Here is a 25,877-nt window from a genome sequence, read left to right on the forward strand (position 1 = left end):
ATGTGCTTCGGCGGCTTCCGATCGGCAACGGCGGCTGCCAGACGAGACCCGGTGCTCGCCTGACCAGCGGGCATCGGGCCGCAACCCGCACCTCCCGAGCGGGGCTTTCGCCGGATTCGCCGGGCTCGACCACCGGCGGAAACCTGTCGATGGGAGCGGTCGGAGGGGCTAGGCTGGTCGATCCGTGCGCTCCCGCGCCGCGCCGAGGCAACGCCGGTACCCGACGTGGGTGGCCGGGCGGCCAGCTCACCCTGTCGACCCGGAGGAACCGCCGTCATGCCTGCCGACCGCACCGTTGACCGCACTACCGACCGCACCGCTGGCCGCACTACCGACCGCACCGCTGGCCGCACTACCGACCGCACCGCTGACCTCACTGTTGAGCTCGACACCGAGCGCGCGCACATGGCCGCGTCGCGGGCCGCCCTGCACGCGATGCGCGAGCACGCCGAAGCCATGTACGCCGTCGGCGCGAAGATCGCCGGGGACCCCTTCTCCGCCGAGACCCTCGGGGTGGCGTTGGCCCGGCGGGTGGCCGAACTCGCCGACGACCCCCGTACGCCACTGTTCTTCGGGCGCCTCGACCTCGACGGCGTCGCGGTGCCGGCAGGCGAGTCGTTGACCGGCCGGTACCACATCGGACGGCGGCACGTTTCCGACCAGCTCGGTGAGCCGCTGGTGCTGGACTGGCGAGCTCCGGTCAGTCGCGCCTTCTACCAGGCCAGCGCCCGTGACCCGCAGGGCGTACGGACCCGCCGTCGGTTCGGGTTCGCCGGCGGCGACCTGACCAGCCTCGAAGACGAACGCCTCGACCAGGGCGAGGAGTTCGGTACCACGAGCAAGATTCTGATCGAGGAGATCGAACGCCCCCGGGTCGGGCCGATGCGCGACATCGTCGCCACGATCCAGCCCGAGCAGGATGAGCTGGTCCGTGCCGACCTCGACACCTCGATCTGCGTACAGGGGGCGCCCGGAACCGGCAAGACCGCCGTCGGTCTGCACCGGGCCGCGTACCTGCTCTATCTGCACCGGGAACGGCTTCGGCGTACCGGCGTGTTGATCCTCGGGCCGAACCCGGCCTTCCTCGGCTACATCTCGGCGGTCCTGCCCGCGCTCGGTGAGCTGGAAGTGCGGCAGGCCACCCTGGAGGGGCTCATCGGGCGGGTGCCGATCTCCGGGGTTGATGCGGTTGCGGCCGAGGCCGTCAAGCACGACCCCCGGATGGCGACGGTGCTGCGGCGGGCGCTCTGGTCCCGGCTCGGTCGAGCTGACTCCGCGATCCAGGTATCCGACGGCGCCTACCGGTGGCGCATCGATCCGGGGGTGCTCACCCGCCTGGTGGACGACACCCGGCGGGAGGATCCCGCGTACCTGCTCGGCCGGGAGCGGGTCCGCGCCCGGGTCGTCGGCCTGCTGCAACGCCAGGCCGAGACGCGCTCCGGCGAGTCACCGGGGGAGCCGTGGCAACGGCGGATGGGGAAGGCCAAACCGGTGGTCGAGTTCCTCGACGCCTGCTGGCCGGCGGTGACGCCGCAGTCACTCGTCTTCGAGTTGCTCAGCGACGCGGAGACGCTGGCCCGCGCCGCCGAGGGCATCCTCACCGAGGCCGAGTGTCAGGCGCTGCGCTGGCCCCGGCGCTTCCGGAGCGTCAAGAGCGTCCGGTGGAGCAGCGCCGACCTGGTGCTGCTCGACGAGGCCGCCGGGCTCCTGGAGCGGGAGCCGAGCCTGCACCACATCATCATCGACGAGGCGCAGGACCTCTCCCCGATGCAGTGTCGGGCCATCGCCCGCCGCACCACGCACGGGTCGATCACACTCCTCGGTGACCTCGCCCAGGGCACGGCACCATGGGCGGCGACCGACTGGGCGGAGTCGCTGCGGCACCTGGGTAAGCCGGACGCGGCGGTCGTGCCGTTGACCACCGGGTTCCGCGTACCGGAGGCGGTGGTGGCGCTGGCCAACCGGCTCCTGCCCGCGCTGGAGGTGAACGTCCCCCCAGCGGTGTCGCTGCGTTCGGACGGGAGTCTCGTCCTGCGCCGGGTGGACGACCTGGCCGCCGAGGTGGTCGCGGAGCTGGCCGCGACCCGCTCGCTGGCGGGGTCGGTCGGGGTGATCGCCGCTGACCGGCACCTGGACGAGCTGCGGGCCGCGCTCGTCGCGGCCGGCGAAGCGCCCGGGGAACTCGACGCCCCGGAGAACGGGCGCGTCACCGTCGTCCCGGCGACGCTGGCCAAGGGCCTGGAGTACGACCACGTGATCGTCCTCGAACCGGCCGAGATCGTGGACGCGGAACCGCGCGGACTGCACCGGCTCTACGTCGTGCTCACCCGCGCGGTGACCCGGTTGACGGTGCTGCACGCCCGAGCGTTGCCGGTAGCGCTCTGCACCGAAGCGCCGGACCGCGCCGCCGGGCCCGAGGTGCCCGCTCCGGCGTGACTCCTGCCGCCCTGCCCTTGGCGGCGCGCTGGCTGCGGTGTTGGCCACTTCGGCCCCGACCCGGCGTCGCGGTACGCGGTGGCGGCGATACGGTCGGGGCATGGTAGAGCCGGTCGCGCGCCCTCGGGTCGGGCACATCCAGTTCCTGAACTGCCTACCGATCTACTGGGGGCTGATGCGCTCGGGCGCCCTGATCGATGTTGACCTGCACAAGGACTCGCCGGATCGGTTGAGCGCCGCGCTGGTCGCCGGTGACCTGGACATCGGCCCGATCACCCTGGTGGAGTACCTGCGAAACGCCGACGACCTGTTGCTGCTGCCCGACCTCGCGGTGGGTAGTGACGGACCGGTGCTCTCGGTCAACGTCGTCTCGACCCGCCCGCTGGCCGACCTCGACCGGTGCCGGGTCGCGCTCGGGTCGACCTCGCGGACCGGCGTGCTGCTGGCTCAGCTGCTGCTCACCGAGCGGTACGGGGTGCGGCCCGACTACTTCCGCTGCCCGCCGGACCTCACCCAGATGCTGCTGGAGGCGGACGCCGGGGTGTTGATCGGCGATGTGGCGCTGCGGGCCCTCCTGGACGCGCCGTCCCGCGGCCTCACCGTCACCGACCTCGGTCAGGCGTGGAACGAGTGGACCGGGCTGCCGATGGTTTTCGCCGTCTGGGCGGTCCGCCGAGATTTCGCGGCCGCGCATCCCGGTCTGGTCAAGGAGGTGCACGAGGCGTTCCTGCGCTCCCGGGACCTCTGCCTGGCCGAGCTGGACCAGGTGGCGACGGCGGCTGCCCGCTGGGAGAGCTTCGACGCGGAGACCCTCGCGACCTATTTCCGGATGTTGGACTTCAGCCTGGGGGATCGCCAGATCGCCGGGCTGTGCGAGTTCGCCCGGCGGGCCGCTGCCGCCGACGCCGTCCCCGAGCTTCCCGCCGGCGGCCCGGCCCGCTTCGTCGGCTGACCACTGCGGCCGGTGCCGCCGGTCAGGTCGGTTCGGCCAGCAGGGCCTCGGTGATCTTCTGGCAGTTGTCCATGCCGTACTGGTAGCCCTGTGCGACCGGGTAGCGCAGCATTACCCCCATCGTCCAGGTGTCGCCGATCGCGAGGCAGTTGACGTGGTTCTCCTGCTCGCGGGTGCGGTCCACCCAGCCGTTCTTGATGGCGATGGTCTCGCTGACAGCCGACGGGAACGCCTTGCGGATACCGAAGTCGCCGGCGCCCCGGACCTGCCGCATCTCCTCGAGGAGCCAGTCCGTCCACTCCGGGCCGGCGGCCGTGCCGTCGGCGATGCACGCACCGAGCCGGGCGGTGTCCCGTGGGGACAGCTCGGTCCGGCTCCAGCCGCCGTCCTCCGCGACGTTGCTGTCGGTCAGCTCGCATAGGGACAGCAGGCGCTCGATGGTGACGGACCTGCCGAGGTTGTTGTAGAACTCCTGGGTAAGGGTGTTGTCACTGTCCCGGATGATTTTCGTGGCGTCGGCGAGCTCGGTTTCGGTCGGGGTTCGGCCGGCCTCCACCGTGCGGCGCAGGTAGTCGGCGACGATCCAGGATTTGATCATCGAAGCCGTGGTGCTGGTCTCGGCCAGGTTCTCCGAGCCGGTGATCTCACCGGTACGGCGGTCCAGCACACTCCAGGCGTACCAGCCGTCGACGCCCAGGTTGGTGAGATCGTTCGCGGCGAAGGGCAGGGGTTCGAGGGTCGGGCTCGGCGATGGCGTGGGCTGGGCCTGCTCTTCGCGGCCATCGGACTGCTCCGGCGCTGGGCCTTCGCCCCACCGAGCGGTGGCCGCCGATGCGAAGGGCGACCCGGGTAGCAGGCGGAGGGAGACCAGCACGAAACCGATCAGGATGGCGGTGATCGCGGCCACCTTGAGCAGTGAGGTGCCGCCCTTCCGTGCGTCGGGCTGGCTGGCCATCAGAGGTCCCCGGTCGGCTGCTGCGGCACCTTCAGGGCGGCGCCGGGCTGTGGGGTGACGAGCTGGGTGGCGACGCTCGCGCAGGTCTGGGCGCCGTAGTCGAGCCCATTCTGCTGTGGGTATCGCATCATCACGGCGAGACTCCACTGGTCGTTGACGGCGAGGCAGTTGACGTGCCAGTTGCCGTCGTAGTTCAGCGCCGTCCACCCGTTCTTCATGCCGACCGGGCCCTGGCTGGTGATCGACTCGGGTAGGCCGTCGATGATCCCCCAGCGGCCGCCTCCGGAGCGCGCGTTCTGGTCGTCGGCGGCGGTCGTACCGCGAACCTGACTCATCTCGTCCAGCAGGAACTCGGTCCAGGTCGGCCCGGCCGCCGTGCCGTCGGCGATGCAGTCGCCGAGCCGGACCGCGTCCCGGGGGGACATCTGGGTGAAGCTCCACCACCCGATGTAGCCCGGCACGGTGCCGGGTTTGGTGTCGGTGAGGCCGCAGGTGCTGATCATCCGGTCGATGGTGGCCGACCTGCCAACCTCCCGGTAGAGCAGGTTCGCCGCGTCGTCGTTGCTGTCCCGGATCGCGGTGGTGATGGCGTCGCGCATCGTCGTCGAGAGCGACTCGTCACCGAGTTGGTTCAGGTAGTCGGCAGCGAACCACACCTTGATCATCGATTCGGTGGAGCTGGTGTCGGTGAGGTTCTCCGCGCCGGAGATCGTGTCGGTCTGGCGGTCCATCAGCGCCCAGGAGAAGAACTCGCCCTCGAAGGGTACGGACACCGGCGCGTCGGCCAGGGTCGGCGGCGGGGGCGCGGCGGGGGCGGGCGTGGGGACGCTGGCCTCGGAGTCGGTGCCGCCGTCGTCGAGGCGGGCGTACGCAGCGGGAATGATCAAAGCAATTCCGAGGACGACCGCCATGACGGCTAGCAACCGGGGACGCATAACTGGGTGAACTCCAGATGTCGGGGCCAGGGGGCCGGCTCGCAAGGCCGGGGGAGGGATCGGCGCGGTCGAGGCGGGGGCGGCCTCAGTTACGTAAACGATCGCCGGCAGCAGGTCGGTGTGACCGCGGGGAAGTCTACGTCTGGATCTGCGCCGTGCCGAGGCTCGCTCGCGGCGAAGGCGTGTCATCCGTGGCGGGAGTTGCAGACAGCGCGCGCTTTCTGCCCTTTTTGGGGGGTTAATTGTGACTCGGTTCATAAGGGGCTGGTGTGCGGCGTGCTCCGCCCTCGGCCGGAAACCTGTTACACCCCCTAGAGATTGGTGTGTCGAGCTGTAACACTTGGGGCATGTATGGGAATGACTTCCCCGCCGACGACACCTCCAGCGGCCTGCTCGGCGAGGTCGAGGCGGCCGAGCTGGCGCTGCGGAAGGCGGCCGAGCGTGGGCGGCACGGTGCCGCCGGCGCGGATCCGGCCGCCCACTTCGCCGAGGTCATCGCCGCCGACCAGAAGGTCGAGCCCCGGGACTGGATGCCGGAGGCGTACCGGGCGACCCTGATCCGGCAGATCGCCCAACACGCCCACTCCGAGATCATCGGAATGCAGCCGGAGGGCAACTGGATCACTCGCGCTCCCTCCCTCAAGCGCAAGGCGATCCTGCTCGCCAAGGTGCAGGACGAGGCCGGCCACGGCCTCTACCTCTACGCCGCCGCGGAGACCCTCGGGGTCAGCCGGGACGAGCTGGTTGACCTGCTGCTGGCCGGTCGCCAGAAGTACAGTTCGATCTTCAACTACCCGACCCTCACCTGGGCCGACATGGGCACGATCGGCTGGCTGGTGGACGGCGCGGCGATCGTCAACCAGGTGCCCCTGTGCCGCTGCTCGTACGGGCCGTACGCGCGGGCGATGATCCGGATCTGCAAGGAGGAGTCGTTTCACCAGCGGCAGGGGTACGAGATCCTCTACACCCTCGCCCACGGCACCCCGGCCCAGCGGGAGATGGCGCAGGACTCGGTGAACCGCTGGTGGTACCCGTCGCTGGCGATGTTCGGCCCGCCGGACACCGACTCCACCCACTCCGCCCAGTCGATGGCCTGGAAGATCAAGCGCTTCTCCAACGACGAGCTGCGCCAGCGGTTCGTGGACATGTGCGTGGGCCAGGCCGAGGTGCTCGGCCTCACGCTTCCCGACCCGGCGCTGTGCTGGAACGACGAGCGCGGTGGCTACGACTTCACCCAGCCCGACTACGGGGAGTTGATGCGGGTGATCAAGGGGGCGGGTCCGTGTAACCGGCAGCGGATGGAGCACCGTCGTCGGTCACACCGGGAGGGTGCCTGGGTCCGGACCGCCGCCGCCGCGTACGCGGCCAAGCGGGCGAGCAAGACGGAGCTGGCGAGCAAGAAGGAGAGGGTGGCGTGAGCGAGTTCAGCGAGCCGACCAGCCAGCCGGGTGGGGCTCCGCCGGCGCCCCTCTGGGAGGTCTTCGTCCGGGCCCGGCGCGGACTGGCCCACACCCACGTTGGCAGTCTGCACGCAGCCGACGCCGAGTTGGCCCTGCACAACGCCCGGGACCTCTACACCCGACGACAGGAGGGGGTGTCGATCTGGGTGCTGCCGGCCGCCGCCATCACCGCGTCGAGCCCGGACGAGAAGGACGCCTTCTTCGACCCGGCGGCGGACAAGGTCTATCGCCACCCGACCTTCTACGAGGTGCCGGAGGGGGTTGCTCACCTGTGACCGCGCATGTCGAACAGACCGGACCGGAGGCCGTGCCGGCCGCGCCGGGGACGACGACGGGCGCGCCGGGGCCGGTCAGCAAGCACTTCGAGTTCGTCCTGGGCCTCGCCGACGACGCGCTCGTCGCGGCCCAGCGGCTGGCCGAGTGGTGCACCCGCGGGCCGGAGATGGAAGAGGACATCGCCCTGGCCAACATCGCCCTCGACCAGCTTGGGGCGGCCCGCCTGCTGTTGACCTACGCGGGCGAGTTGGAGGGAGCTGGGCGGGACGAGGACGCGTTGGCGTACCGGCGCGACGACCGGGAGTTCCGCAACTGCCTCCTGGTCGAGCTGCCCAACGGTGACTTCGCGGTGACCATGGCGAAGCTGCTCTTCCTGGCGGCGTACCAGGTGCCGCTCTACACCGCGCTGGCCGGCTGCGGCGACGAGCGGCTGGCCGCGATCGGGGCGAAGGCGCGCAAGGAGTCGGCCTACCACCTGGAGCACGCCTCGTTGTGGGTGCGGCGGCTCGGCGACGGCACCGACGAGTCGCACCGCCGGATGCAGGCGGCAGTGGACGAGGTCTGGCCGTACCCGCACGAACTCTTCACCCCGGACCCGGCCGCGCCGGTCGACCCGGCCACCCTGCGCGCCGACTTCGACTCGGTCGTCTCCAGTGTGCTCACCGAGCCCACGTTGACGGTGCCCGAGACCTCCTGGACGCCGGCCGGCGGCCGGAACGGCGTGCACACCGAGCACCTGTCCTACCTGCTCACCGAGCTGCAGGTGCTACATCGCGCGCATCCCGGAGCGTCCTGGTGACGACCGCCCGGGCCGCGGTGGCCGCGGTGGTGGACCCCGAGCTCCGGGTGATCACCATCGAGGAGCTCGGCATCCTGCGGTCGGTTGCCGAGGAGCCGGGCACCGGTCGGGTGGTGGTCACCATCACCCCCACCTACACCGGTTGCCCGGCGATGGAGGTGATCCGGGCCGACATCCATCGGGCGCTCGCCGCCGCCGGCCACCCGCCGGCCGAGGTCCGGACGGTCTACACGCCAGCGTGGAGCACCGACTGGATCACCGAGGCGGGGCGGGTCAAACTCGCCCGGTCCGGCATCGCCCCACCCGGTCCGGTCCGCCCCACCGGCCCGGTGCCGCTGACCCTGGCCGTCCGCTGCCCGTGGTGCGGATCCCCGGAGACCGAGCAGATCAGCCGCTTCGGTTCGACCGCGTGCAAGGCTTTACGACGCTGCCGAACCTGTACCGAACCCTTCGACCACCTGAAGGCACTGTGACTGTCACGATCACCCGGCCGACCCGTCGTCGGCCGGTCTTCCACCCGCTGCCCGTGGCCACCGTCGACCGGCTCACCGCCGACGCGGTGGCGGTCACCTTCGCCGTACCGGACGAGCTGCGCGCGACCTTCGCGTTCGCCCCCGGCCAGCACCTCACCGTGCGCCGGACGACGGAGCAGGGCGAGGAGGTACGGCGCTCGTACTCGATCTGTTCGACGCCCCAGGATCTGGCCCGGCGGGGCGTGCTGCGGATCGGGGTCCGGGAGATCCCCGGCGGCGCCTTCTCCGGGTACGCCTGTGGGGCGCTACGGGGCGGGGACACCGTCGAGGTGTTGCCGCCGCTCGGGCACTTCACCACCGCGCTGCACCCGGACCGGGTACGCGCCTACGCGGCGGTGGCCGCCGGCTCCGGCATCACCCCGGTGCTCTCCCTGGTTACCACGGCCCTGGCCGTCGAGCCCGCCAGCACCTTCACCCTGGTGTACGGCAACCGCGCGGCGAACACCGTGATGTTCGCCGAGGAACTGGCCGACCTGAAGGACCGGTACCCGACCCGACTGCACCTGGTCCACGTGCTCTCCCGCGAGCAGGGCGAGTCCCCGCTGCTCTCGGGCCGCATCGACGCCGAGCGACTGGGCCGGCTGCTGGACACCATCGTGCCGGGCGAGGCGATCGAGGAGTGGTTCCTCTGCGGCCCGTACGCGCTGGTGACGGACGCCCAGCGAGTGCTGGCGGCCCGGGGCGTCCCGGACGCCGCGGTGCACGCCGAGCTCTTCCACGTGGATGCGCCCCCGGAGCCGGTCCGCCGCCCCGAGCACCAGCCGACGGCGGGCACCGAGGTCACGATCGTCCTGGACGGGCGTTCGTCAACGGTGACCATGGGGCGGGCGGATCGGGTGCTGGACGCGGCGCTGCGGGTCCGCGCGGAGCTGCCGTACGCGTGTAAGGGGGGCGTCTGCTCGACCTGCCGGGCGAAGGTCGTGGCCGGCGCGGTGACGATGGCCCGCAACTACGCGCTGGAGCCGGACGAGCTGGCAGCGGGCTACGTCCTGACCTGCCAGTCGAGTCCGACCACCGATCGGCTCACGGTTGACTACGATGCCTGAGCCGACCGGGCGGGGCCGGTCGCGGATGGTCGGCCACCCGGGCGGCGGCGGGTTGACGGCCGGAGAGCTCACACCGCCGGTGGCCGCTCGTCACCGGTCGGGCCGGGGCGACGTAGGCTCGGGAGCGTGACGGTGAGCCGGGAGATCAACGACATCCTGCAGCGCGGCGCGGACGGCGGGCGGATCACGCCCGAGGAGGCCCTGCTGCTCTACACCGAAGCGCCCTTGCACGCGCTGGGTGAGGCGGCCGACGCGGTACGGCGGCGGTGGTACCCGGACAACATCGTCACGTACCTGATCGACCGCAACATCAACTACACGAACGTCTGCGTGACGGCGTGCCGGTTCTGCGCCTTCTACCGCGCGCCCAAGCACCGGGAGGGCTGGACCCACCCGACGGAGGAGATCCTGCGCCGCTGCGGTGAGGCGGTCGAGCTGGGCGCCACCCAGGTAATGCTGCAGGGTGGGCACCATCCCGACTACGGGGTGGAGTACTACGAGGAGCTCTTCTCCTCGGTGAAGCGGGCCTACCCGCAGCTCGCCATCCACTCGATCGGCCCGAGCGAGATCCTGCACATGGCGAAGGTGTCCGGCGTGGGGCTGACCGAGGCCATCGCCCGGATCAAGGCGGCCGGCCTGGACTCGATCGCGGGCGCCGGCGCCGAGATGTTGCCGGCCCGGCCGCGGAAGGCGATCGCGCCGTTGAAGGAGTCCGGTGAGCGCTGGCTTGAGGTGATGGAGCTCGCCCACCAGCAGGGCGTCGAGTCGACCGCGACGATGATGATGGGCACCGGGGAGACCGCCACCGAGCGGATCGAGCATCTCCGGATGATCCGCGACGTGCAGGATCGGACGCGGGGTTTCCGGGCGTTCATCCCGTGGACCTACCAGCCGGAGAACAATCACCTCAAGGGTCGGACCCAGGCCACCACCCTGGAGTACCTGCGGCTGGTGGCGGTGTCCCGGCTCTTCTTCGAGACCGTGCCGCACCTTCAGGCGTCGTGGCTCACCACCGGCAAGGATGTCGGTCAGCTCGCGCTGCACATGGGGGTTGACGACCTGGGCTCGATCATGTTGGAGGAGAACGTCATCTCCTCGGCCGGGGCGCGGCACCGTTCGAACCTGCACGACCTGATCGGGATGATCCGGTCGGCGGACCGGATTCCCGCTCAGCGGGATACCCACTACCGGCGACTCGCCGTGCACCGCACTCCCGCCGAGGACCCGCGGGATGACCGGGTGGTGTCGCACTTCTCGTCGATCGCCCTGCCCGGCGGCGGCGCCGGGAAGACGCTGCCACTGGTTGACGCCGGCTGAGGTGGCTGGCCGGCGCCACCCCGCGGATGAGGGTCTTCCACGGGTGGGCCGCACGGCTCAGGGGCTGTGGGCCGTAGGTATCGACCTCGGCGACCTGTTCGCTGACGCGACGGTCCACGTTGTGGATGACAAACCCCGTTAGTCCGGACATTCCCCCGGCGTGGCTGCGCGGGGTTACGTCAGCCTGCCCGCACAGTGGGCTAGCCAGGGTGATCGTCGCCCGCTAATGTCCCGGCCCGGGTGGTTCGGGTCCGGCGAGCTGCCCGGGCCGGCCCTTCCTGATCAAGGGTGGCGGGCCTCCGCCCGTTTTCGAATTCGCGTCCCTAACCCTCGGGGGGATCGATGATGTTGCTCCACCGTCCGTCGCTGGCCCGGGTCGGGGCGGTCGCCCTGCTCGTCGCGGCCGGCAGCATCGGGGTGTCCGCTCCGGCGCACGCCGCTGACCAGGCTGACCTGGCATTGATCCCGCTCAGCTACGAGCTGGCCAAGGGCGTCGAGGAGGCCAGGGCCAAGCCCTTCAAATTCCAGATCGACAACACCCGTGGTACGGCCGACGCGAAGTCCGTGCGGGTGACCGTCGAGACGGCGGACCTCAATGAGCGCAAGGTCGGCGTGGTCGTCCCGGCGGGCTGCGAGGCCGCCGGGACCACGTTCAGCTGCCTGCTCGGCGACCTGCCGGCTGGCACCACCGAGGACTTCGGCATCCCCCTCTTCTCCCTCGGCAAGCGCGGTGCCGCGGGTCATCTGGTCGTCACCGTGACTTCGGCCACCGCCGATCCGGTCTCGGAGGACAACGAGATCAAGCACCGCATCACGGTCGCCAAGCCCGGCTACGACCTCACCAGCTGGGCGCAGGACGTCTACGCCGACGTGGAGGTGGACGGCGACGACAGCGGTGAGCCGGCCCGGACGCCGGTCCGGCCCGGCGAGACGGCGCCGCTGGACTGGGCCGTGTACAACCACGGCAGCCGCGCGGCCACCGGTATCGCGTACGGGCTCACCCTGCCGGCCGGCGTCGACTTCGCCGAGTTGCCGGCGGGCTGCACCGAGTCGGGTCTCGGCGGCCTGGTGCAGGTGCACTGCACCGACTCTGGCGCGGTGCTGGAACCCGGCGAGTACTACACCGCACCGGTGCGGGTGCGGGTGGGCGCCGACGTGACCGAGTCGGTGCTCCGCCCGGGCTTCCTCTACTCGGTGGGTCTCGATCTCGCCTCCGGTGCACCCGAGGCGGCGTCACGTACCGCCTCCGACCTCCAGCTCCGGGCGTTCGCCGAGGTCGACCCCGGCGACGGGGAGGCCCAGTTCGACGTCTTCGTCGACTTCTCCTCGTCCCCGGAGCCGACCCCCACGCCCACCGGTTCGCCGAGCCCGACCGCCACGGCGGCCCCGGACGGCTCCGGTGGCGGCGGCGGCCTACCGGTCACCGGGGTGCAGGTCGGTCTGATCGGTGGCGTTGGTGCGGCCGTACTGCTGGCCGGTGCTGCGCTGCTGCTGCTCTCGCGGCGGCGGAAGATGGTCCTGGTGAACCCGGGACAGGAGCGGGACACCGACTGACCCTGGTCAGCGGCGACAGGGTGGGGCGGGTCGACGGCCACCCCGCCCTCGTTCCGCGGGCCCCGGCGCGGATGGCCTGGTAGGGGGGCCTCCCGGCGGGAGGTGCGACGGCTGGCACAGTGGAGGGGTGAGTACGTCTCAGGGCCAGCGCGCCAGCCTGGACAAGCAGCCGCATGAGGTCGCCGCGATGTTCGACGGCGTGGCCGCCCGCTATGACCTGGCGAACACCGTTCTCTCCTTCGGGCAGGACCGGTCCTGGCGCCGGGCGACCCGGGCCGCGCTGGGCCTGCGGCCTGGCGAGCGGGTGTTGGACGTGGGTGCCGGCACCGGCGTCTCGACCGGGGAACTCGCCCGTTCCGGGGCGTACGCGGTCGGCGCCGACCTCTCCCTGGGCATGTTGGCCGCGGGCCGGCGGACCCGCCCCGAGGTGCCCCTGTTGGCCGGGGACGCGCTGCGGTTGCCCTTCGCCGATGCGAGCTTCGACGCGGTGACCATCTCCTTCGCGCTGCGCAACGTGCAGGACACCGCGGCGGCGCTGCGCGAGCTGGCCCGGGTTACGAAGCCCGGCGGTCGGCTGGTGGTCTGTGAGTTCAGCACCCCGGTCAACCCCGCCTTCCGCACGATCTACCTGTCGTATCTGATGCGGTCGCTGCCGGCGGTGGCGCGGTCGGTGGCGAGCAGCCCGGACGCGTACGTCTATCTGGCGGAGTCGATCCGCGCGTGGCCGGATCAGGCGGCGCTGGCGGAGCTGATCGGGTCGGTGGGCTGGCAGCGCGTGGCCTGGCGCAATCTGACCGGCGGCATCGTCGCACTGCACCGTGCCTTCCGGTCGTGACGGCGGCGCCCGTGCCTCGGGTAGGCCGGCCGTAAAACGGCGATTCGTGCCGAAGCGATCCGCTACCTCGCCCCTACCGCCGCTGACCGGCGGGTTTCCCCGCAAGTTAGGTGCCCCTAATATGCAGCCGGCAGCTGGTCGGTCATAGACTCCGTACCGTCTGGCTTGTGAACGTTTTCACGAGCGTGCGGGAGGGGAGGTGGGGATGACCACGGAGAACGACGCCGAGGTGATCGTCGTGGGCGCGGGCCCAGGTGGTTCGGCGACCGCGTACCACCTGGCCCAGCACGGCGTCCGAGTCTTGCTGCTGGAGAAGACCGAGTTCCCCCGGGAGAAGGTCTGCGGCGACGGGCTGACCCCGCGCGCAGTGCGCCAGCTGGTACGGATGGGCGTGGACACCTCGGTCGAGGCGGGCTGGGTGCGCAACCGGGGCCTGCGGGTCGTCGGTGGTGGCCTCCGACTCGAACTGGACTGGCCCGACCTGGCCAGCTTCCCCAACTACGGCCTGGTGCGTCCCCGGCTGGACTTCGACGAACTGCTCGCCCGGCGCGCCGTCGCCGCCGGTGCCGAGTTGCGCACCGCGGTGGAGGTCACCGCCCCGATCTTCGACCGTGCCGGCCGGGTGGTCGGGGTGGAGGCGGCGGTCGGCCCGGAGCAGGAACCGGCCACCTTCCGGGCGCCCCTCGTGGTCGCCGCGGACGGTGTATCCGGCCGTTTCCCGCTCGCCCTCGGGCTGGCCAAGCGGGATGACCGACCGCTCGGCGTGGCGGTCCGGCGGTACTACCGCTGCCCGGCCAAGCACGACGACAACTACCTCGAGTCCTGGCTGGAGCTGCGCCGCAAGGGCAGCGACGCGCTGTTGCCCGGCTACGGCTGGATCTTCGGGCTGGGCGACGGTCGGGTGAACGTCGGGCTCGGCGTCCTGAACTCCTCCGCCGCCTTCGGTAAGACGAACTACCGGCGGTTGCTCACCGACTGGCTCGCCAACACCCCCGAGGAGTGGGGGATCGCCGACGAGGCCAACGCCGAGGGGTCGATCCTCGGCGCGGCGCTGCCGATGGGATTCAACCGGGTGCCGCACTACTCACGCGGAACGCTGCTCGTCGGCGACTCCGGCGGCATGGTCAACCCGTTCAACGGCGAGGGCATCGCGTACGCGATGGAGTCGGGGGAGCTGGCCGCGGAGGTCGCGGTGCAGGCGCTCGCCCGTCCGGCCGGTGTCGAGCGGGAGCGCGCGCTGATGGCCTACCCGGCCGAGCTGAAGGCCCGGTTCGGCGGCTACTACCGGCTCGGCGGCATCTTCGTGAAGCTGATCGGTCGCCCCGAGATCATGCGGGCGGCCACGAAGTATGGCCTGCCGCACCCGATGTTGATGCGCTTCGTACTCAAGTTGTTGGCCAACCTGACCGACCCGCGCGACGGGGATGCGATGGACCGGGTCATCAACGCGATGGCGAAGGCGGCGCCAGCGGTGTGACGCGGTCTGGATCGCGGTGTGTTTTGACCCCGCCGGCAATCGCCGATCGGGATGTGAATAGTGTGATATTTGTCCAGCAACGAGGGCAGGGAAGGACGAGCAGGAGAAACGATGTCGCTCTCGCCTTACATACCGATCATCGGGTTGTTCGCCCTCGCCGCGGCGTTCGCGCTGTTCTCCGTGGCAGCCGCCCGTCTCGCCGGCCCGCGCCGCTACAACCGAGCCAAGCTCGAGGCGTACGAGTGTGGAATCGAGCCGAGCCCGCAGCCAGTCGGCGGCGGCCGGTTTCCGATCAAGTTCTACCTGACGGCGATGCTCTTCATCGTCTTCGACATCGAGATCATCTTCCTCTTTCCCTGGGCTGTCTCGTTCGATGCCCTGCCGATCTTCGGCCTTGTGGAGATGGTCCTGTTCATCGTCGCGGTCTTCGTCGCGTACGCCTTCGTATGGCGGCGCGGCGGCCTGGACTGGGACTGAGGAAGGAACCGTAGATGGGTATCGAGGAGAAGCTCCCCGCCGGTGTCCTGCTCACCTCGGTGGAGAAGTTCGTCAACTGGTCGCGTAAGTCGTCGGTCTGGGGGGCCACCTTCGGCCTCGCCTGCTGCGCCATCGAGATGATGGCGGCCGGCGGACCGCACTACGACATGGGTCGTTGGGGCATGGAGGTCTTCCGGGCCTCACCCCGGCAGGCCGACCTGATGATCGTTGCCGGGCGGGTGAGCCAGAAGATGGCCCCGGTCCTCCGGCAGATCTACGACCAGATGGCCGAGCCCCGCTGGGTGCTGTCGATGGGCGTCTGCGCCAGCAGCGGGGGCATGTTCAACAACTACGCCATCGTCCAGGGCGTTGACCATGTCGTGCCGGTGGACATGTACCTGCCCGGCTGCCCGCCCCGGCCGGAGATGCTCATCGACGCGGTCCTCAAGCTCCGCGAGAAGATCATGCACGAGCCCCTCGGTCCGAACGGCCGCAAGATGGCGGAGGCCCGCAAGGCCCGCGGTGACGTGCCGGTCGTGCCCTACGGGTCGATGCCGTCGTCGTACCGCAGCGACAAGGCCCGCCGCGCCGAGTGGACGAAGGCTGTCCGCGAGGGCCGCGAGGAGCAGCTGCGGATTGAGAACTGGATGAAGGCCCAGCCCCACCTGCAGCAGTACGAGGGGTTGAAGAAGTGACTGAGCTTGCGAGCCCCGCGGTCGTGAACGGAGGGCCGGTGACATGAGCGCACCCCAGGACAGGACGGACGACGGCGGCGTGCCGGTACCGGTGACCCCGGCCGGGGCCACCGGCGGCGCTCCGGCCGAGCTGCCCCCGTCGAGCCCCGCCGGGCGCGGGATGTTCGGCGACCAGGGCACCGGCGATGTCTCCGGCTATGGCGGGCTGGTCCGCCCACAACGGTCGATCGAGGCGGCCACCCGGCCGTACGGCGGCTACTTCGACGAGGTCACCGACGCACTGGAGGAGGCGTACCCGGCCTTCGGTGAGGCGATCGAGAAGGTCGTGGTTGACCGGGGTGAGCTGACCCTGCACATCCGCCCGGAGCGGATCGCCGAGGTGTGCCAGGTGATGCGGGACGACCTCTCGCTCCGGTTCGAGCTCCTCTCGTCGGTATCCGGGGTGGACTACCTCGGCACCGACGCCCGCCGGCTGCACGTGGTCTACCAGCTGACCTCGATGACCTACCGGCGTCAGGTGCGGCTGGAGGCGGCGGTCTCCGCCGAGGAGCCGCACCTGCCCAGTGTGACCAGCGTCTACCCGACCGCCGACTGGCAGGAGCGGGAGGCGTACGACATGTTCGGCGTCATCTTCGACGGTCACCCCGGCCTGACCCGGATCCTGATGCCGGACGACTGGGAGGGCCATCCGCAGCGCAAGGACTATCCGCTGGGTGGTGTGCCGGTCGAGTACAAGGGCGCCGAAATCCCGCCACCGGACCGCCGGAGGTCGTACCAGTGAGTGAGCTTGCGAGCCCCGCAGTCGCGAACGGAGGGCTAGGGATGGTGAGCGCGAGGAGTGAGCTTGCGAGCCCCGCAGTCGCGAACGGAGGGCAGGCAGAGTGAGCGCGTCCAACTACGCCACCGAGCGGGAGACCGCCGAGGGCAAGGTCTTTACCGTCACCGGCGGGGACTGGGATGTCGTCCTCTCCGGCACTGACCCGATCAACGACGAGCGGATCGTCGTCAACATGGGTCCGCAGCACCCGTCCACGCACGGGGTGCTCCGGCTGGTGCTGGAGCTGGAGGGCGAGACGGTCCGTGAGCTCCGCTCGGTCGTCGGCTACCTGCACACCGGCATCGAGAAGAACATGGAGTTCCGGAACTGGGTTCAGGGCTCGGCCTTCGTGACCCGGATGGACTACCTCGCCCCGCTGTTCAACGAGACGGCGTACTCGCTGGCGGTGGAGAAGCTGCTCGGCATCGAGGAGCAGATCACCGAGCGGGCGACCACCATCCGGGTGCTGATGATGGAGCTCAACCGGATCTCCTCGCACCTGGTCTGGGTGGCCACCACGGCCATGGAGCTGGGCGCGATCAACATGATGCTCTACGGCTTCCGGGAGCGGGAGTACGTCCTGGAGATCTTCGAGCTGATCACCGGGCTGCGGATGAACCACGCCTACGTCCGCCCGGGTGGGGTGGCGCAGGACGTGCCGGACGAGGCGATCGCCAAGATCCGTGACTTCTTGAAGCTGATGCCGAAGAAGCTCGCGGAGTACGAGAAGATGCTCTCCGGTCAGCCGATCTGGCTGGAGCGGACGCAGAACGTCGGGGTGCTCGACGCGACCGGCTGCCTCGCGATGGGTGTGACCGGCCCGGTGCTGCGCTCCGCCGGCCTCGCCTGGGATCTGCGCAAGACGATGCCGTACTGCGGCTACGAGACGTACGAGTTCGACGTGCCGACCCACACCGACGGTGACGTCTGGGGCCGGTACCTGGTTCGGCTGGCCGAGATTCGGGAGTCGTTGAAGCTCGTCGAGCAGGCGGTGGACCGGCTCCGGCCGGGCCCGGTGATGGTGGCGGATCGGAAGATCGCCTGGCCGGCGCAGCTCGCCATCGGGGTCGACGGCATGGGTAACTCGCTGGAGCACGTGGCAAAGATCATGGGGCAGTCGATGGAGTCGTTGATCCATCACTTCAAGCTGGTCACCGAGGGCTTCCGGGTCCCGCCCGGCCAGGTGTACGTGGGCATTGAGGCGCCCCGGGGCGAGCTGGGTGTGCACGCGGTCTCCGACGGGGGGACCCGGCCGTACCGGGTGCACTACCGGGAGCCGAGCTTCATCAACCTCCAGGCCCTGCCGGCGATGGCCGAGGGCGGCCTGATCGCGGACGTGATCGCCGGTGGCGCCTCGCTGGACCCGGTGATGGGTGGGTGTGACCGGTGAGTGACGCAGTCGCGAACGGAAAGGGGGCACCGATGACCGTGTTCTCCGAGGAGACCCGGGCGCGGGCCCGGGAGATCATCGCTCGGTATCCGGCCGATCGGTCCCGCTCGGCGTTGCTGCCGCTGCTGCACCTGGTGCAGTCGGAGGAGGGGTATGTCTCCCCGGCCGGTATCGCGTTCTGCGCCGAGGTGCTGGGGCTGAACAAGGCCCAGGTCGGTGCGGTCGCCTCGTTCTACACGATGTACAAGCGGCGGCCGACCGGCGACTGGCTGGTCAGCGTCTGCACCAACACGATGTGCAACGTGCTGGGCGGCCAGGAGGTGTACGACGCCCTGGTCGAGCACCTCGGTGTCGGGCACGAGGAGACCACGGCCGACGGCACGATCACCCTGGAGCACGCCGAGTGCCTGGCGGCGTGCGACTACGGACCGGTGCTGACGGTCAACTACGACTTCTTCGACAACGTGGACCCGAAGACGGCGGTCGGCGTGGTCGACGAGCTGCGGGCCGGTAACCGGCCGACCCCGAGTCGCGGGGCTCGGCTCTGCCAGCTGAAGGAGATGTCGGTGCAGCTCGCCGGCTTCGCCGACGAGCGCGAGGGCGCGGTCGCCGACGGGGACCCCGGCGAGCCGACCGTGCGCGGGCTGCGGCTGGCGCAGGAGCACGGCATCGCGGTCACCGGGTTCGACCCGAACACGCCGATCCGCAGTAAGGCCGAGGCCGAGCAGGCCGCCGCCGAGGCGAAGGCGAAGGCCGAGGCCGCCAAGCCCGCCGCCGCTTCGGCTGGCGGGGCCCAGGAGAGCCGGCCGGCCGGTTACGCCAAACCCGCCAGTGACGCCAAGCCCGCGGGGGACGAGGCGCCGGTGAAGGAGCGCTCGTTGAAGGACGCAGCGGCGGGCATGGGAGATGCGGCCGGGAACGAAAGGGGCGCAGACCAGTGACCACTCCTCGGCCGGAGACGCTGGCCAAGCTCACGCCGGTGCTCACCAAGCGGTGGCTGTCGCCGGACGCCTGGCGGATCGGCACCTATGAGCGGCTGGACGGGTATGCCGCGCTACGCAAGGCGTTGGGTGCCCACCCGGACGACCTGATCCAGCTGGTCAAGGACTCCGGGCTGCGCGGTCGGGGCGGGGCGGGCTTCCCGACCGGCCTCAAGTGGGGGTTCATCCCGCAGGAGCCGGAGGGCAGGGCCCCGACCCGACCGCACTACCTGGTGGTCAACGCGGACGAGGGCGAGCCGGGCACCTGCAAGGACCTGCCGCTGATGACGCACGACCCGCACTCCCTGATCGAGGGTGTGATCATCGCGTCGTACGCGATCCGGGCCAACCGTGCCTACATCTACATCCGCGGCGAGGCGGTGCACGCCGCCCGCCGGCTGCGCCACGCGGTGCAGGAGGCGTACGCCCGGAACTACCTCGGTAAGAACATCCTCGGCAGCGGCTTCGACCTGGAGCTGGTGGTGCACTCGGGGGCCGGGGCGTACATCTGCGGTGAGGAGACCGCGCTCCTGGACTCGCTGGAGGGGTTCCGCGGCCAGCCCCGGCTGCGCCCGCCGTTCCCGGCGACCCACGGTCTGTACGCCAGCCCGACGGTGGTGAACAACGTCGGCACCATCGCCTCGGTTCCGTATCTCGTGCTGGGGGGTGCCGCCTGGTGGCGGAGCATGGGCACGGAGAAGTCCTCCGGGCCGATGATCTACTCGCTCTCCGGTCGGGTCGTGAACCCGGGCCAGTACGAGTGCTCGATGGGGGTCACGCTCCGCGAGCTGATCGAGCTGGCCGGCGGCATGCAGCCGGGGCATTCGCTGCGGTTCTGGACGCCGGGCGGCTCGTCAACGCCGCTGCTGACCGCCGACCACCTGGACGTGCCGCTGGACTTCGAGGGAGTGGCGGCGGCGGGGTCGATTCTCGGCACCACGGCGACGCAGATCTTCTCCGACCAGGACTGCCCGGTCTACGCCACCTACCGGTGGCTGGAGTTCTACCACCACGAGTCGTGCGGCAAGTGCACCCCGTGCCGGGAGGGCAACTACTGGATGGTCCGGGTCTACCGCCGGATCCTCTCCGGCCAGGGCACCCAGGAGGACCTGGACACGCTCCTGGACACCTGCGACAACATTCTGGGCCGCTCGTTCTGCGGCCTCGGTGACGGTGCCACCAGCCCGGTGACCTCCTCGCTGAAGTACTTCAAGCAGGACTACCTCGACTATGTCGAGGGCCGGACCGCACCGAAGCTTTCCGACAAGCAGTTGGTGGGAGCCCACTGATGACGGACGTAGCCAAGCAGACCGAGACGGTCACGCTCACCATCGACGGTATTGAGGTCACCGCGCCCAAGGGGGAGCTGGTGATCCGGGTGGCCGAGCAGATGGGCGTCGAGATCCCTCGGTTCTGCGACCATCCACTGCTGGCCCCGGTGGGGGCCTGCCGGCAGTGTCTGGTCGAGGTGGAGGGGCAGCGCAAGCCGGTCGCCTCCTGCACCCAGACCGTCGCGGACGGCATGGTGGTGAAGACGCAGCTCTCCTCCCCGGTCGCCAAGAAGGCGCAGGAGGGGATGATGGAGCTGCTGCTCGTCAATCACCCGCTCGACTGCCCGATGTGCGACAAGGGCGGCGAGTGCCCGCTGCAGAACCAGGCGATGTCGACCGGTCGTACCGACTCCCGGTTCCACGAGCACAAGCGCGAGTACGAGAAGCCGCTGGAGATCAGCACGCAGGTGCTGCTCGACCGCGAGCGGTGCGTGCTCTGCCAGCGGTGCACCCGGTTCTCCGAGGAGATTGCCGGTGACAAGTTCATCGACCTGATGAACCGCTCCTCGGCCGAGGAGATCAACATCTACCGGGACGAGGCGTACGGTGACTCGGAGAGCGAGGACGGCGACGTGCCGTTCAACTCGTACTTCTCCGGTAACACCGTCCAGATCTGCCCGGTGGGGGCGCTGACCGGCGCGCAGTACCGCTTCCGCGCCCGCCCGTTCGACCTGGTCTCCAGCCCCAGCATCTGCGAGCACTGCTCGGCCGGCTGCGCCCAGCGCACCGACTGGCGGCGGGGCAAGGTGCTGCGGCGGCTGGCCGGCGACGACCCGGCGGTCAACGAGGAGTGGAACTGTGACAAGGGGCGCTGGGGCTTCCAGTACGCCCGCGCCACCGACCGGCTGACCACGCCGCTGGTCCGGGACGAGCGCACCGGCGAGCTCCGCGAGGCTTCCTGGAGCGAGGCGTTGACGGTCGCCGCCGACGGGCTGCGGGCGGCCCGCGACGGTGGGTCGGGTACGGCGGTGCTCACCGGCGGCCGGCTGACCGTCGAGGACGCCTACTCGTACGCGAAGTTCGCCCGGATCGCGCTGCAGACCAACGACCTCGACTTCCGGGCTCGGCCGGTCTCCCGCGAGGAGGCCGACTTCCTGGCCAGCTCGGTCGCCGGAGCCACCGATGTCAGTTACACCGACATCGAGCAGGCGCCCGCGGTGGTGCTGGTCGGCCTGGAGCCGGAGGAGGAGTGCCCAATCCTCTTCCTGCGGCTGCGCAAGGCGCACCTGAAGAAGAACCTGACGGTCTACGCCATCGCGCCGTTCGCCACCCGTGGTCTGGAGAAGCTCGGTGCCAAGCTGGCCCGGGTGGTGCCGGGCGAGGAGGCGAGCGTGCTCGCCGAGCACGCGACGGTCGCCGAGGCGCTCAGCCAGCCGGGGGCGGTCCTGCTCGTCGGTGAGCGGCTGGGCGCGACCCCGGGTGGGCTCTCCGCTGCGGCGGAGGTGGCCCGGCGTACCGGCGCCAAGCTGGCCTGGGTGCCGCGGCGCGCTGGTGACCGGGGCGCGGTGGACGCGGGTTGCCTGCCGAACCTGCTCCCCGGTGGTCGGCTGGTCACCGAGCCCGCCGCCCGCGCCGAGCTGGGCGAGGCGTGGGACGTGCCGGCCGGGACCATCCCGAGCCAGGCGGGCCGGGACACGGACGCCATCCTCGCCGCGGCGAGCGCCGGCGAACTCGGCGCGCTGGTCGTGGCCGGCGTCGACCCGGCGGACCTGGCCGACCCCCGACTGGCCGAGCAGGCGCTGGACACGGTGCCCTTCCTGGTCAGCCTCGAGCTGCGGAACAGCGCGGTGGCGCGGCGGGCGGACGTGGTCCTTCCGGTCGCCCCGGTGCTGGAGAAGGCGGGAAGCTTCCTGGACTGGGAGGGACGGCTGCGTCCCTTCGAGGCGGTGCTGAACACCGCCGCGATGACCGACGGCCGGGTGCTGGACGCGCTCGCCGCGCAGCTGGACGTACGGCTCGGCACCGCTGACGTGCCGGCCGTCCGCCGCGAGTTGGGCGAGTTGCCGCCGACCCGGACGACGAGGCCGGCCCCGCCGACGGTGGCCCCGGCGGCCGTACCGCAGCCGGGCGCCGGCGAGGCGGTGCTGGCCACCTGGCACCAGCTGATCGACCTGGGCACGCTGACCGAGGGGGACGAGCATCTCGGCGGTACGGCCCGCCCGGCGGTGGTCCGGCTGGCCCGGAGCACCGCGGAGTCGATCGGTGTGGCCGATGCAGACGCGGTGACCGTCGGCACCGAACGCGGCGGCGTGACCCTGCCGGTGGTGGTGACGGAGATGCCGGACGGCGTGGTCTGGCTGCCCACCAACTCGCCCGGATCGACCCTCCGCCGCAGCCTCGGCGTCGCGGCCGGCGCGGTGGTGCGGATCTCCGCCGGTACGACCGGCTCGACCGTTCCCCCGCAGTCCGATGCCCCGGTCGCCGCCGACGTGACCGGCCGCCCGGGCCCGCTCCTCAACTCCGGTGGTGTCCAGTGAGGGTGCGGAGAGCACGAGTGGGGCGGGTCAGCCCCGCAGTCGCGACCGAAAGGTGGGCACAGTGACCTTCCTCGCCCAGGAACCGACGCTGGCCGATTTTGGCCAGGACCCGTGGTGGCTGGTCCTGATCAAGATTGTCTTCGCGTTCGCGTTCGGCTTGCTGGCCACGCTGCTCGGCGTCTGGTTCGAGCGGCGGGTCGTGGGCCGGATGGCGGTCCGGCCGGGTCCCAACCAGCTCGGCCCGTTCGGCCTGCTCCAGACGCTCGCGGACGGCATGAAGATGGCCTTCAAGGAGGACATCCTGCCGCGCTCCGCGGACAAGGTCGTCTACTTCTTCGCGCCGGTCATCTCGGTGGTCTGTGCGGTCACCGCGCTGTCGGTGATGCCCTTCGGCCCGATGGTCAGCATCTTCGGGCACCGGACGCCGTTGCAGGTCACCGACGTCTCGGTGTCGGTGCTGCTGGTGCTGGCCTGCTCGTCGATGGCGGTCTACGGCGTGGTGCTGGCGGGCTGGGCCTCCGGGTCGACCTACCCGCTCCTTGGGGGCCTGCGCTCCAGCGCGCAGCTGATCTCGTACGAGGTCGCGCTGGGCCTCTCCATCGTGGCGGTCTTCATGCTCTCCGGCACGATGTCGACCAGTGGGATCGTCGCGGCCCAGGGAGAACGCCCCCAGCTTGAGTTCTTCGGCTTCGATCTCGCGGCGCCCGGCTGGTACGCGATCCTGCTCTTCCCGAGCTTCGTCATCTTCTTCATCGCCATCGTCGGGGAGACCAACCGGGCCCCGTTCGACCTGCCCGAGGCCGAGTCCGAGCTGGTCGCCGGCTTCATGACGGAGTACAGCTCGCTGAAGTTCGCGCTGATCATGCTCTCCGAGTACGTCGCCATGGTGACCATGTCGGCGTTCACGGTGACGCTCTTCCTCGGCGGTTGGCGCGCGCCCTGGCCGATCAGCTTGTGGGATGGGGCGAACTCCGGCTGGTGGCCGATGCTGTGGTTCTTCGGCAAGGTCCTCCTGCTCGTCTTTGTCTTCGTCTGGCTGCGGGGCACCCTGCCCCGGCTCCGCTACGACCAGTTCATGCGCCTCGGCTGGAAGGTCCTGCTTCCGCTCAACCTGGTCTGGATCCTGGTGCTGGCGGGTTGGCTGAAGACCCAGGGCTGGGAGCGAGCGGACCGACTGATCCTCTACGGGGCCATCGCCGGTGTGGTGCTGATCGTCACCCTGATCTGGCCGAACCGGCAGTCGGCGCCGAAGCCGACGCTGGCCGAGGAGGTCAACAACCGGCCGCCGGGCAGCTTCCCGCTGCCGCCGCTGGACCTTCAGGTACCACCGAGCCCGCGGACCCAGCGCATGGTCGCCGAGCGGGAGCCGGCCAACCTCGCCGACACGGACTCCAGGGAGGTGTGACATGGGCGCGATCACCGGAACGTTCAAGGGCTTCGGGGTCACCTTCTCGCACATGTTCAAGAAGGTGGTCACCACCGACTACCCGTTCAAGCCGCCGGTCGCGGCGCCGCGCTATCACGGGCGGCACATCCTCAACCGGCACCCGGACGGCCTGGAGAAGTGCATCGGCTGTGAGCTGTGTGCCTGGGCCTGCCCGGCGGACGCGATCTACGTGGAGGGTGGCGACAACACGGAGGAGGAGCGTTTCTCCCCCGGCGAGCGGTACGCCAGCGTCTACCAGATCAACTATGCCCGCTGCATCTTCTGCGGCCTCTGCATCGAGGCGTGCCCGACCCGCTCGTTGACCATGAGCAACGAGTACGAGTTGGCCCGGGACAACCGCCAGGACTTGATCTTTACCAAGGAGCAACTCCTGGCGCCGCTGCTGTCCGGTATGGAGCAGCCGCCGCACCCGATGCGGTTGGGTGACAGCGAGAAGGACTACTACGTCGGCGCGTTGGAGAACCCGGGCACCTCAGCCGGGGCGGAGCGCTCGCCGATGGGCCCCGGCCGCTACCGGATCAGCGAGCACCCCGGTGTGCAGTTCCCCGGCGCCGACCAGGCCGCAGAGCGGGCGGACAAGGGAGACGGAGCATGACCACGCAGACGGTGCTCGCCGCGGCGGGTTCGGTACCCGGCGGTGAGGCAGTCACCTTCTGGATCCTCGCCCCGCTGGCGCTGATCGGCGCGATCGGCATGGTCGCCGCCCGCAACGCGGTGCACTCGGCGTTGATGCTGGTCCTGACGATGCTCTGCCTGGGCGTCTTCTACGTGGTCCAGGCCGGGCCGTTCATCGGCCTGGTGCAGATCATCGTCTACACCGGCGCGATCATGATGTTGTTCCTCTTCGTGCTGATGCTGGTGGGCCGCGGCGCCTCGGATTCGGTGATCGAGACGTTGCGCGGCCAGCGGGTCGCGGCGCTGGTGCTCGGCGTCGGGTTCGCCGGCCTCGTCGGCACCGGCATGTACCGGGCGCTGGCCGGTAGCACCGCGGCCGGTCTCGCCCAGGCAAACGCCGAGGGCAACGTGCAGGGCATCGCCCGGCTGCTGTTCACCAGGTACGTCCTCGCCTTCGAGCTGACCTCGGCGTTGCTGATCACGGCGGCGGTCGGTGCGATGGTGTTGGCGCACATCGAGCGGCGCCGGGAGGACCGGATGGACCAGCCCGCCACCATGAGGGCGCGGTTCCGTCCCGGTAACTACCCCGGCCCGAAGCCGGGCCCCGGCGTCTTCGCCACCTCCTCGTCGGTCGCCACGCCGGCCCGCCTGCCCGACGGCCGGCTGGCCGAGCAGAGCACCCCGGAGATCCTGCCGGTTCGTGAGCTGACCGCCGAGGACACGACGTTGAAGGGGACCGAAAAGTGAGCGAGTTCTTCTCGGTCGAGCCGAACTACTACCTGGTCCTCGCCGCGGTGCTGTTCACCATCGGCGCCGCCGGGGTACTCGTCCGGCGGAACGCGATCGTGCTGTTCATGTGCGTTGAGCTGATGCTCAACGCGGCCAATCTGACCCTGGTCACCTTCAGCCGGATCAACGGTGACCTCAATGGGCAGATCATGGCGTTCTTCGTGATGGTGGTGGCCGCGGCCGAGGTTGTGGTCGGACTCGCGATCATCATGGCGATCTACCGGACCCGGCGCTCGGCGAGCGTCGACGACGCCAACCTGCTGAAGTACTGAGGGGCCTGCGGT

The 25,877-nt window shown here is 70.5% G+C and carries 24 protein-coding genes; 22 read left to right on the forward strand and 2 right to left on the reverse strand.

Annotation, left to right across the window (positions count from 1 at the left end):
• Positions 1–276: 276 nt before the first annotated feature.
• Both T398_RS13540 and T398_RS13545 read left to right on the forward strand, forming a co-directional pair.
• Positions 277–2,436 (forward strand): HelD family protein, encoded by a 2,160-nt coding sequence (locus tag T398_RS13540; RefSeq protein WP_496447121.1) that lies wholly within the window; start codon positions 277–279, stop codon positions 2,434–2,436.
• Positions 2,437–2,536: 100 nt separating this feature from the next.
• Complete coding sequence (locus T398_RS13545; RefSeq protein ID WP_496447123.1) at positions 2,537–3,388, forward strand: menaquinone biosynthetic enzyme MqnA/MqnD family protein; 852 nt, start codon at positions 2,537–2,539, stop codon at positions 3,386–3,388.
• A 22-nt stretch (positions 3,389–3,410) separates the two neighbouring features.
• Here T398_RS13545 and T398_RS13550 read toward each other — a convergent pair whose 3' ends face one another.
• Positions 3,411–4,343 (reverse strand): serine hydrolase, encoded by a 933-nt coding sequence (locus T398_RS13550; protein ID WP_496447125.1) that lies wholly within the window; start codon positions 4,341–4,343, stop codon positions 3,411–3,413.
• Positions 4,343–5,278, reverse strand: a complete 936-nt coding sequence (locus T398_RS13555) for a serine hydrolase (protein WP_496447127.1) — start codon at positions 5,276–5,278, stop codon at positions 4,343–4,345. Before T398_RS13555 ends, T398_RS13550 begins: the two co-directional genes overlap by 1 nt.
• Positions 5,279–5,625: 347 nt before the next feature.
• On the opposite strand from T398_RS13555, the gene paaA reads away from it, so the two are divergent.
• The 20 genes from paaA to nuoK all read left to right on the forward strand — a co-directional run bounded on the left by paaA (position 5,626) and on the right by nuoK (position 25,865).
• Entirely contained in the window at positions 5,626–6,696 is a 1,071-nt protein-coding gene (gene paaA, locus T398_RS13560) for a 1,2-phenylacetyl-CoA epoxidase subunit PaaA (RefSeq protein WP_496447129.1), read from the forward strand.
• Entirely contained in the window at positions 6,693–7,013 is a 321-nt protein-coding gene (gene paaB / locus T398_RS13565) for a 1,2-phenylacetyl-CoA epoxidase subunit PaaB (RefSeq protein WP_496447130.1), read from the forward strand. Before paaA ends, paaB begins: the two co-directional genes overlap by 4 nt.
• Positions 7,010–7,813: a 1,2-phenylacetyl-CoA epoxidase subunit PaaC gene (gene paaC, locus T398_RS13570; protein ID WP_496447132.1), complete on the forward strand. Its 804-nt coding sequence runs from the start codon at positions 7,010–7,012 to the stop codon at positions 7,811–7,813. Before paaB ends, paaC begins: the two co-directional genes overlap by 4 nt.
• Complete coding sequence (gene paaD / locus T398_RS13575; RefSeq protein ID WP_496447133.1) at positions 7,810–8,286, forward strand: 1,2-phenylacetyl-CoA epoxidase subunit PaaD; 477 nt, start codon at positions 7,810–7,812, stop codon at positions 8,284–8,286. The genes paaC and paaD overlap by 4 nt, the downstream gene beginning before the upstream one ends.
• Positions 8,283–9,392 carry a 1,2-phenylacetyl-CoA epoxidase subunit PaaE gene (paaE, locus tag T398_RS13580; RefSeq protein WP_496447134.1) on the forward strand — a complete coding sequence of 370 codons (1,110 nt, stop codon included), beginning with the start codon at positions 8,283–8,285 and terminating at the stop codon, positions 9,390–9,392. Before paaD ends, paaE begins: the two co-directional genes overlap by 4 nt.
• Before the next feature lie 126 nt (positions 9,393–9,518).
• Positions 9,519–10,709 carry a cyclic dehypoxanthinyl futalosine synthase gene (gene mqnC / locus T398_RS13585; RefSeq protein WP_496447136.1) on the forward strand — a complete coding sequence of 397 codons (1,191 nt, stop codon included), beginning with the start codon at positions 9,519–9,521 and terminating at the stop codon, positions 10,707–10,709.
• 342 nt (positions 10,710–11,051) lie between these two features.
• Positions 11,052–12,263 (forward strand): COG1361 family protein, encoded by a 1,212-nt coding sequence (locus tag T398_RS13590; RefSeq protein WP_496447137.1) that lies wholly within the window; start codon positions 11,052–11,054, stop codon positions 12,261–12,263.
• Between the two features lie 127 nt (positions 12,264–12,390).
• A complete protein-coding gene (locus T398_RS13595; protein ID WP_496447139.1) occupies positions 12,391–13,098 on the forward strand; it encodes a demethylmenaquinone methyltransferase in 708 nt (235 codons plus the stop codon).
• Positions 13,099–13,303: 205 nt separating this feature from the next.
• Complete coding sequence (locus T398_RS13600; protein WP_496447140.1) at positions 13,304–14,575, forward strand: geranylgeranyl reductase family protein; 1,272 nt, start codon at positions 13,304–13,306, stop codon at positions 14,573–14,575.
• Between the two features lie 111 nt (positions 14,576–14,686).
• Entirely contained in the window at positions 14,687–15,052 is a 366-nt protein-coding gene (locus tag T398_RS13605; protein WP_018217175.1) for an NADH-quinone oxidoreductase subunit A, read from the forward strand.
• 14 nt (positions 15,053–15,066) lie between these two features.
• Complete coding sequence (locus T398_RS13610) at positions 15,067–15,747, forward strand: NuoB/complex I 20 kDa subunit family protein (protein ID WP_018217174.1); 681 nt, start codon at positions 15,067–15,069, stop codon at positions 15,745–15,747.
• A 43-nt stretch (positions 15,748–15,790) separates the two neighbouring features.
• Complete coding sequence (locus tag T398_RS13615) at positions 15,791–16,528, forward strand: NADH-quinone oxidoreductase subunit C (RefSeq protein ID WP_496447142.1); 738 nt, start codon at positions 15,791–15,793, stop codon at positions 16,526–16,528.
• Between the two features lie 100 nt (positions 16,529–16,628).
• Positions 16,629–17,954 carry an NADH-quinone oxidoreductase subunit D gene (locus T398_RS13620; RefSeq protein ID WP_496447143.1) on the forward strand — a complete coding sequence of 442 codons (1,326 nt, stop codon included), beginning with the start codon at positions 16,629–16,631 and terminating at the stop codon, positions 17,952–17,954.
• Between the two features lie 32 nt (positions 17,955–17,986).
• Entirely contained in the window at positions 17,987–18,895 is a 909-nt protein-coding gene (gene nuoE, locus T398_RS13625; RefSeq protein ID WP_496447213.1) for an NADH-quinone oxidoreductase subunit NuoE, read from the forward strand.
• Entirely contained in the window at positions 18,892–20,223 is a 1,332-nt protein-coding gene (gene nuoF / locus T398_RS13630) for an NADH-quinone oxidoreductase subunit NuoF (RefSeq protein ID WP_496447145.1), read from the forward strand. Before nuoE ends, nuoF begins: the two co-directional genes overlap by 4 nt.
• Positions 20,223–22,742, forward strand: coding sequence for an NADH-quinone oxidoreductase subunit G (locus tag T398_RS13635; RefSeq protein ID WP_496447147.1), 2,520 nt, complete (start codon positions 20,223–20,225; stop codon positions 22,740–22,742). Before nuoF ends, T398_RS13635 begins: the two co-directional genes overlap by 1 nt.
• A 61-nt stretch (positions 22,743–22,803) precedes the next feature.
• Entirely contained in the window at positions 22,804–24,147 is a 1,344-nt protein-coding gene (gene nuoH, locus T398_RS13640) for an NADH-quinone oxidoreductase subunit NuoH (RefSeq protein ID WP_496447148.1), read from the forward strand.
• A gap of 1 nt (position 24,148) precedes the next feature.
• Positions 24,149–24,784 carry an NADH-quinone oxidoreductase subunit NuoI gene (gene nuoI / locus T398_RS13645; RefSeq protein ID WP_012015255.1) on the forward strand — a complete coding sequence of 212 codons (636 nt, stop codon included), beginning with the start codon at positions 24,149–24,151 and terminating at the stop codon, positions 24,782–24,784.
• Positions 24,781–25,551, forward strand: coding sequence for an NADH-quinone oxidoreductase subunit J (locus tag T398_RS13650; protein ID WP_496447149.1), 771 nt, complete (start codon positions 24,781–24,783; stop codon positions 25,549–25,551). Before nuoI ends, T398_RS13650 begins: the two co-directional genes overlap by 4 nt.
• Positions 25,548–25,865 carry an NADH-quinone oxidoreductase subunit NuoK gene (nuoK, locus tag T398_RS13655; RefSeq protein WP_018217166.1) on the forward strand — a complete coding sequence of 106 codons (318 nt, stop codon included), beginning with the start codon at positions 25,548–25,550 and terminating at the stop codon, positions 25,863–25,865. Before T398_RS13650 ends, nuoK begins: the two co-directional genes overlap by 4 nt.
• The last annotated feature ends 12 nt before the right edge of the window (positions 25,866–25,877 follow it).

This window comes from Salinispora goodfellowii (assembly GCF_059570675.1).

Excerpts from the sequence above, each read along its gene's own strand:
- T398_RS13540 (WP_496447121.1), top strand. The coding sequence starts at position 277 with ATGCCTGCCGACCGCACCGTTGACCGCACTACCGACCGCACCGCTGGC.
- T398_RS13545 (WP_496447123.1), top strand. The coding sequence starts at position 2,537 with ATGGTAGAGCCGGTCGCGCGCCCTCGGGTCGGGCACATCCAGTTCCTG.
- T398_RS13550 (WP_496447125.1), bottom strand. The coding sequence starts at position 4,343 with ATGGCCAGCCAGCCCGACGCACGGAAGGGCGGCACCTCACTGCTCAAG.
- T398_RS13555 (WP_496447127.1), bottom strand. The coding sequence starts at position 5,278 with ATGCGTCCCCGGTTGCTAGCCGTCATGGCGGTCGTCCTCGGAATTGCT.
- paaA (WP_496447129.1), top strand. The coding sequence starts at position 5,626 with ATGTATGGGAATGACTTCCCCGCCGACGACACCTCCAGCGGCCTGCTC.
- T398_RS13590 (WP_496447137.1), top strand. The coding sequence starts at position 11,052 with ATGATGTTGCTCCACCGTCCGTCGCTGGCCCGGGTCGGGGCGGTCGCC.
- T398_RS13600 (WP_496447140.1), top strand. The coding sequence starts at position 13,304 with ATGACCACGGAGAACGACGCCGAGGTGATCGTCGTGGGCGCGGGCCCA.
- T398_RS13605 (WP_018217175.1), top strand. The coding sequence starts at position 14,687 with ATGTCGCTCTCGCCTTACATACCGATCATCGGGTTGTTCGCCCTCGCC.
- T398_RS13610 (WP_018217174.1), top strand. The coding sequence starts at position 15,067 with ATGGGTATCGAGGAGAAGCTCCCCGCCGGTGTCCTGCTCACCTCGGTG.
- T398_RS13615 (WP_496447142.1), top strand. The coding sequence starts at position 15,791 with ATGAGCGCACCCCAGGACAGGACGGACGACGGCGGCGTGCCGGTACCG.
- nuoE (WP_496447213.1), top strand. The coding sequence starts at position 17,987 with ATGACCGTGTTCTCCGAGGAGACCCGGGCGCGGGCCCGGGAGATCATC.
- T398_RS13635 (WP_496447147.1), top strand. The coding sequence starts at position 20,223 with ATGACGGACGTAGCCAAGCAGACCGAGACGGTCACGCTCACCATCGAC.
- nuoI (WP_012015255.1), top strand. The coding sequence starts at position 24,149 with ATGGGCGCGATCACCGGAACGTTCAAGGGCTTCGGGGTCACCTTCTCG.
- T398_RS13650 (WP_496447149.1), top strand. The coding sequence starts at position 24,781 with ATGACCACGCAGACGGTGCTCGCCGCGGCGGGTTCGGTACCCGGCGGT.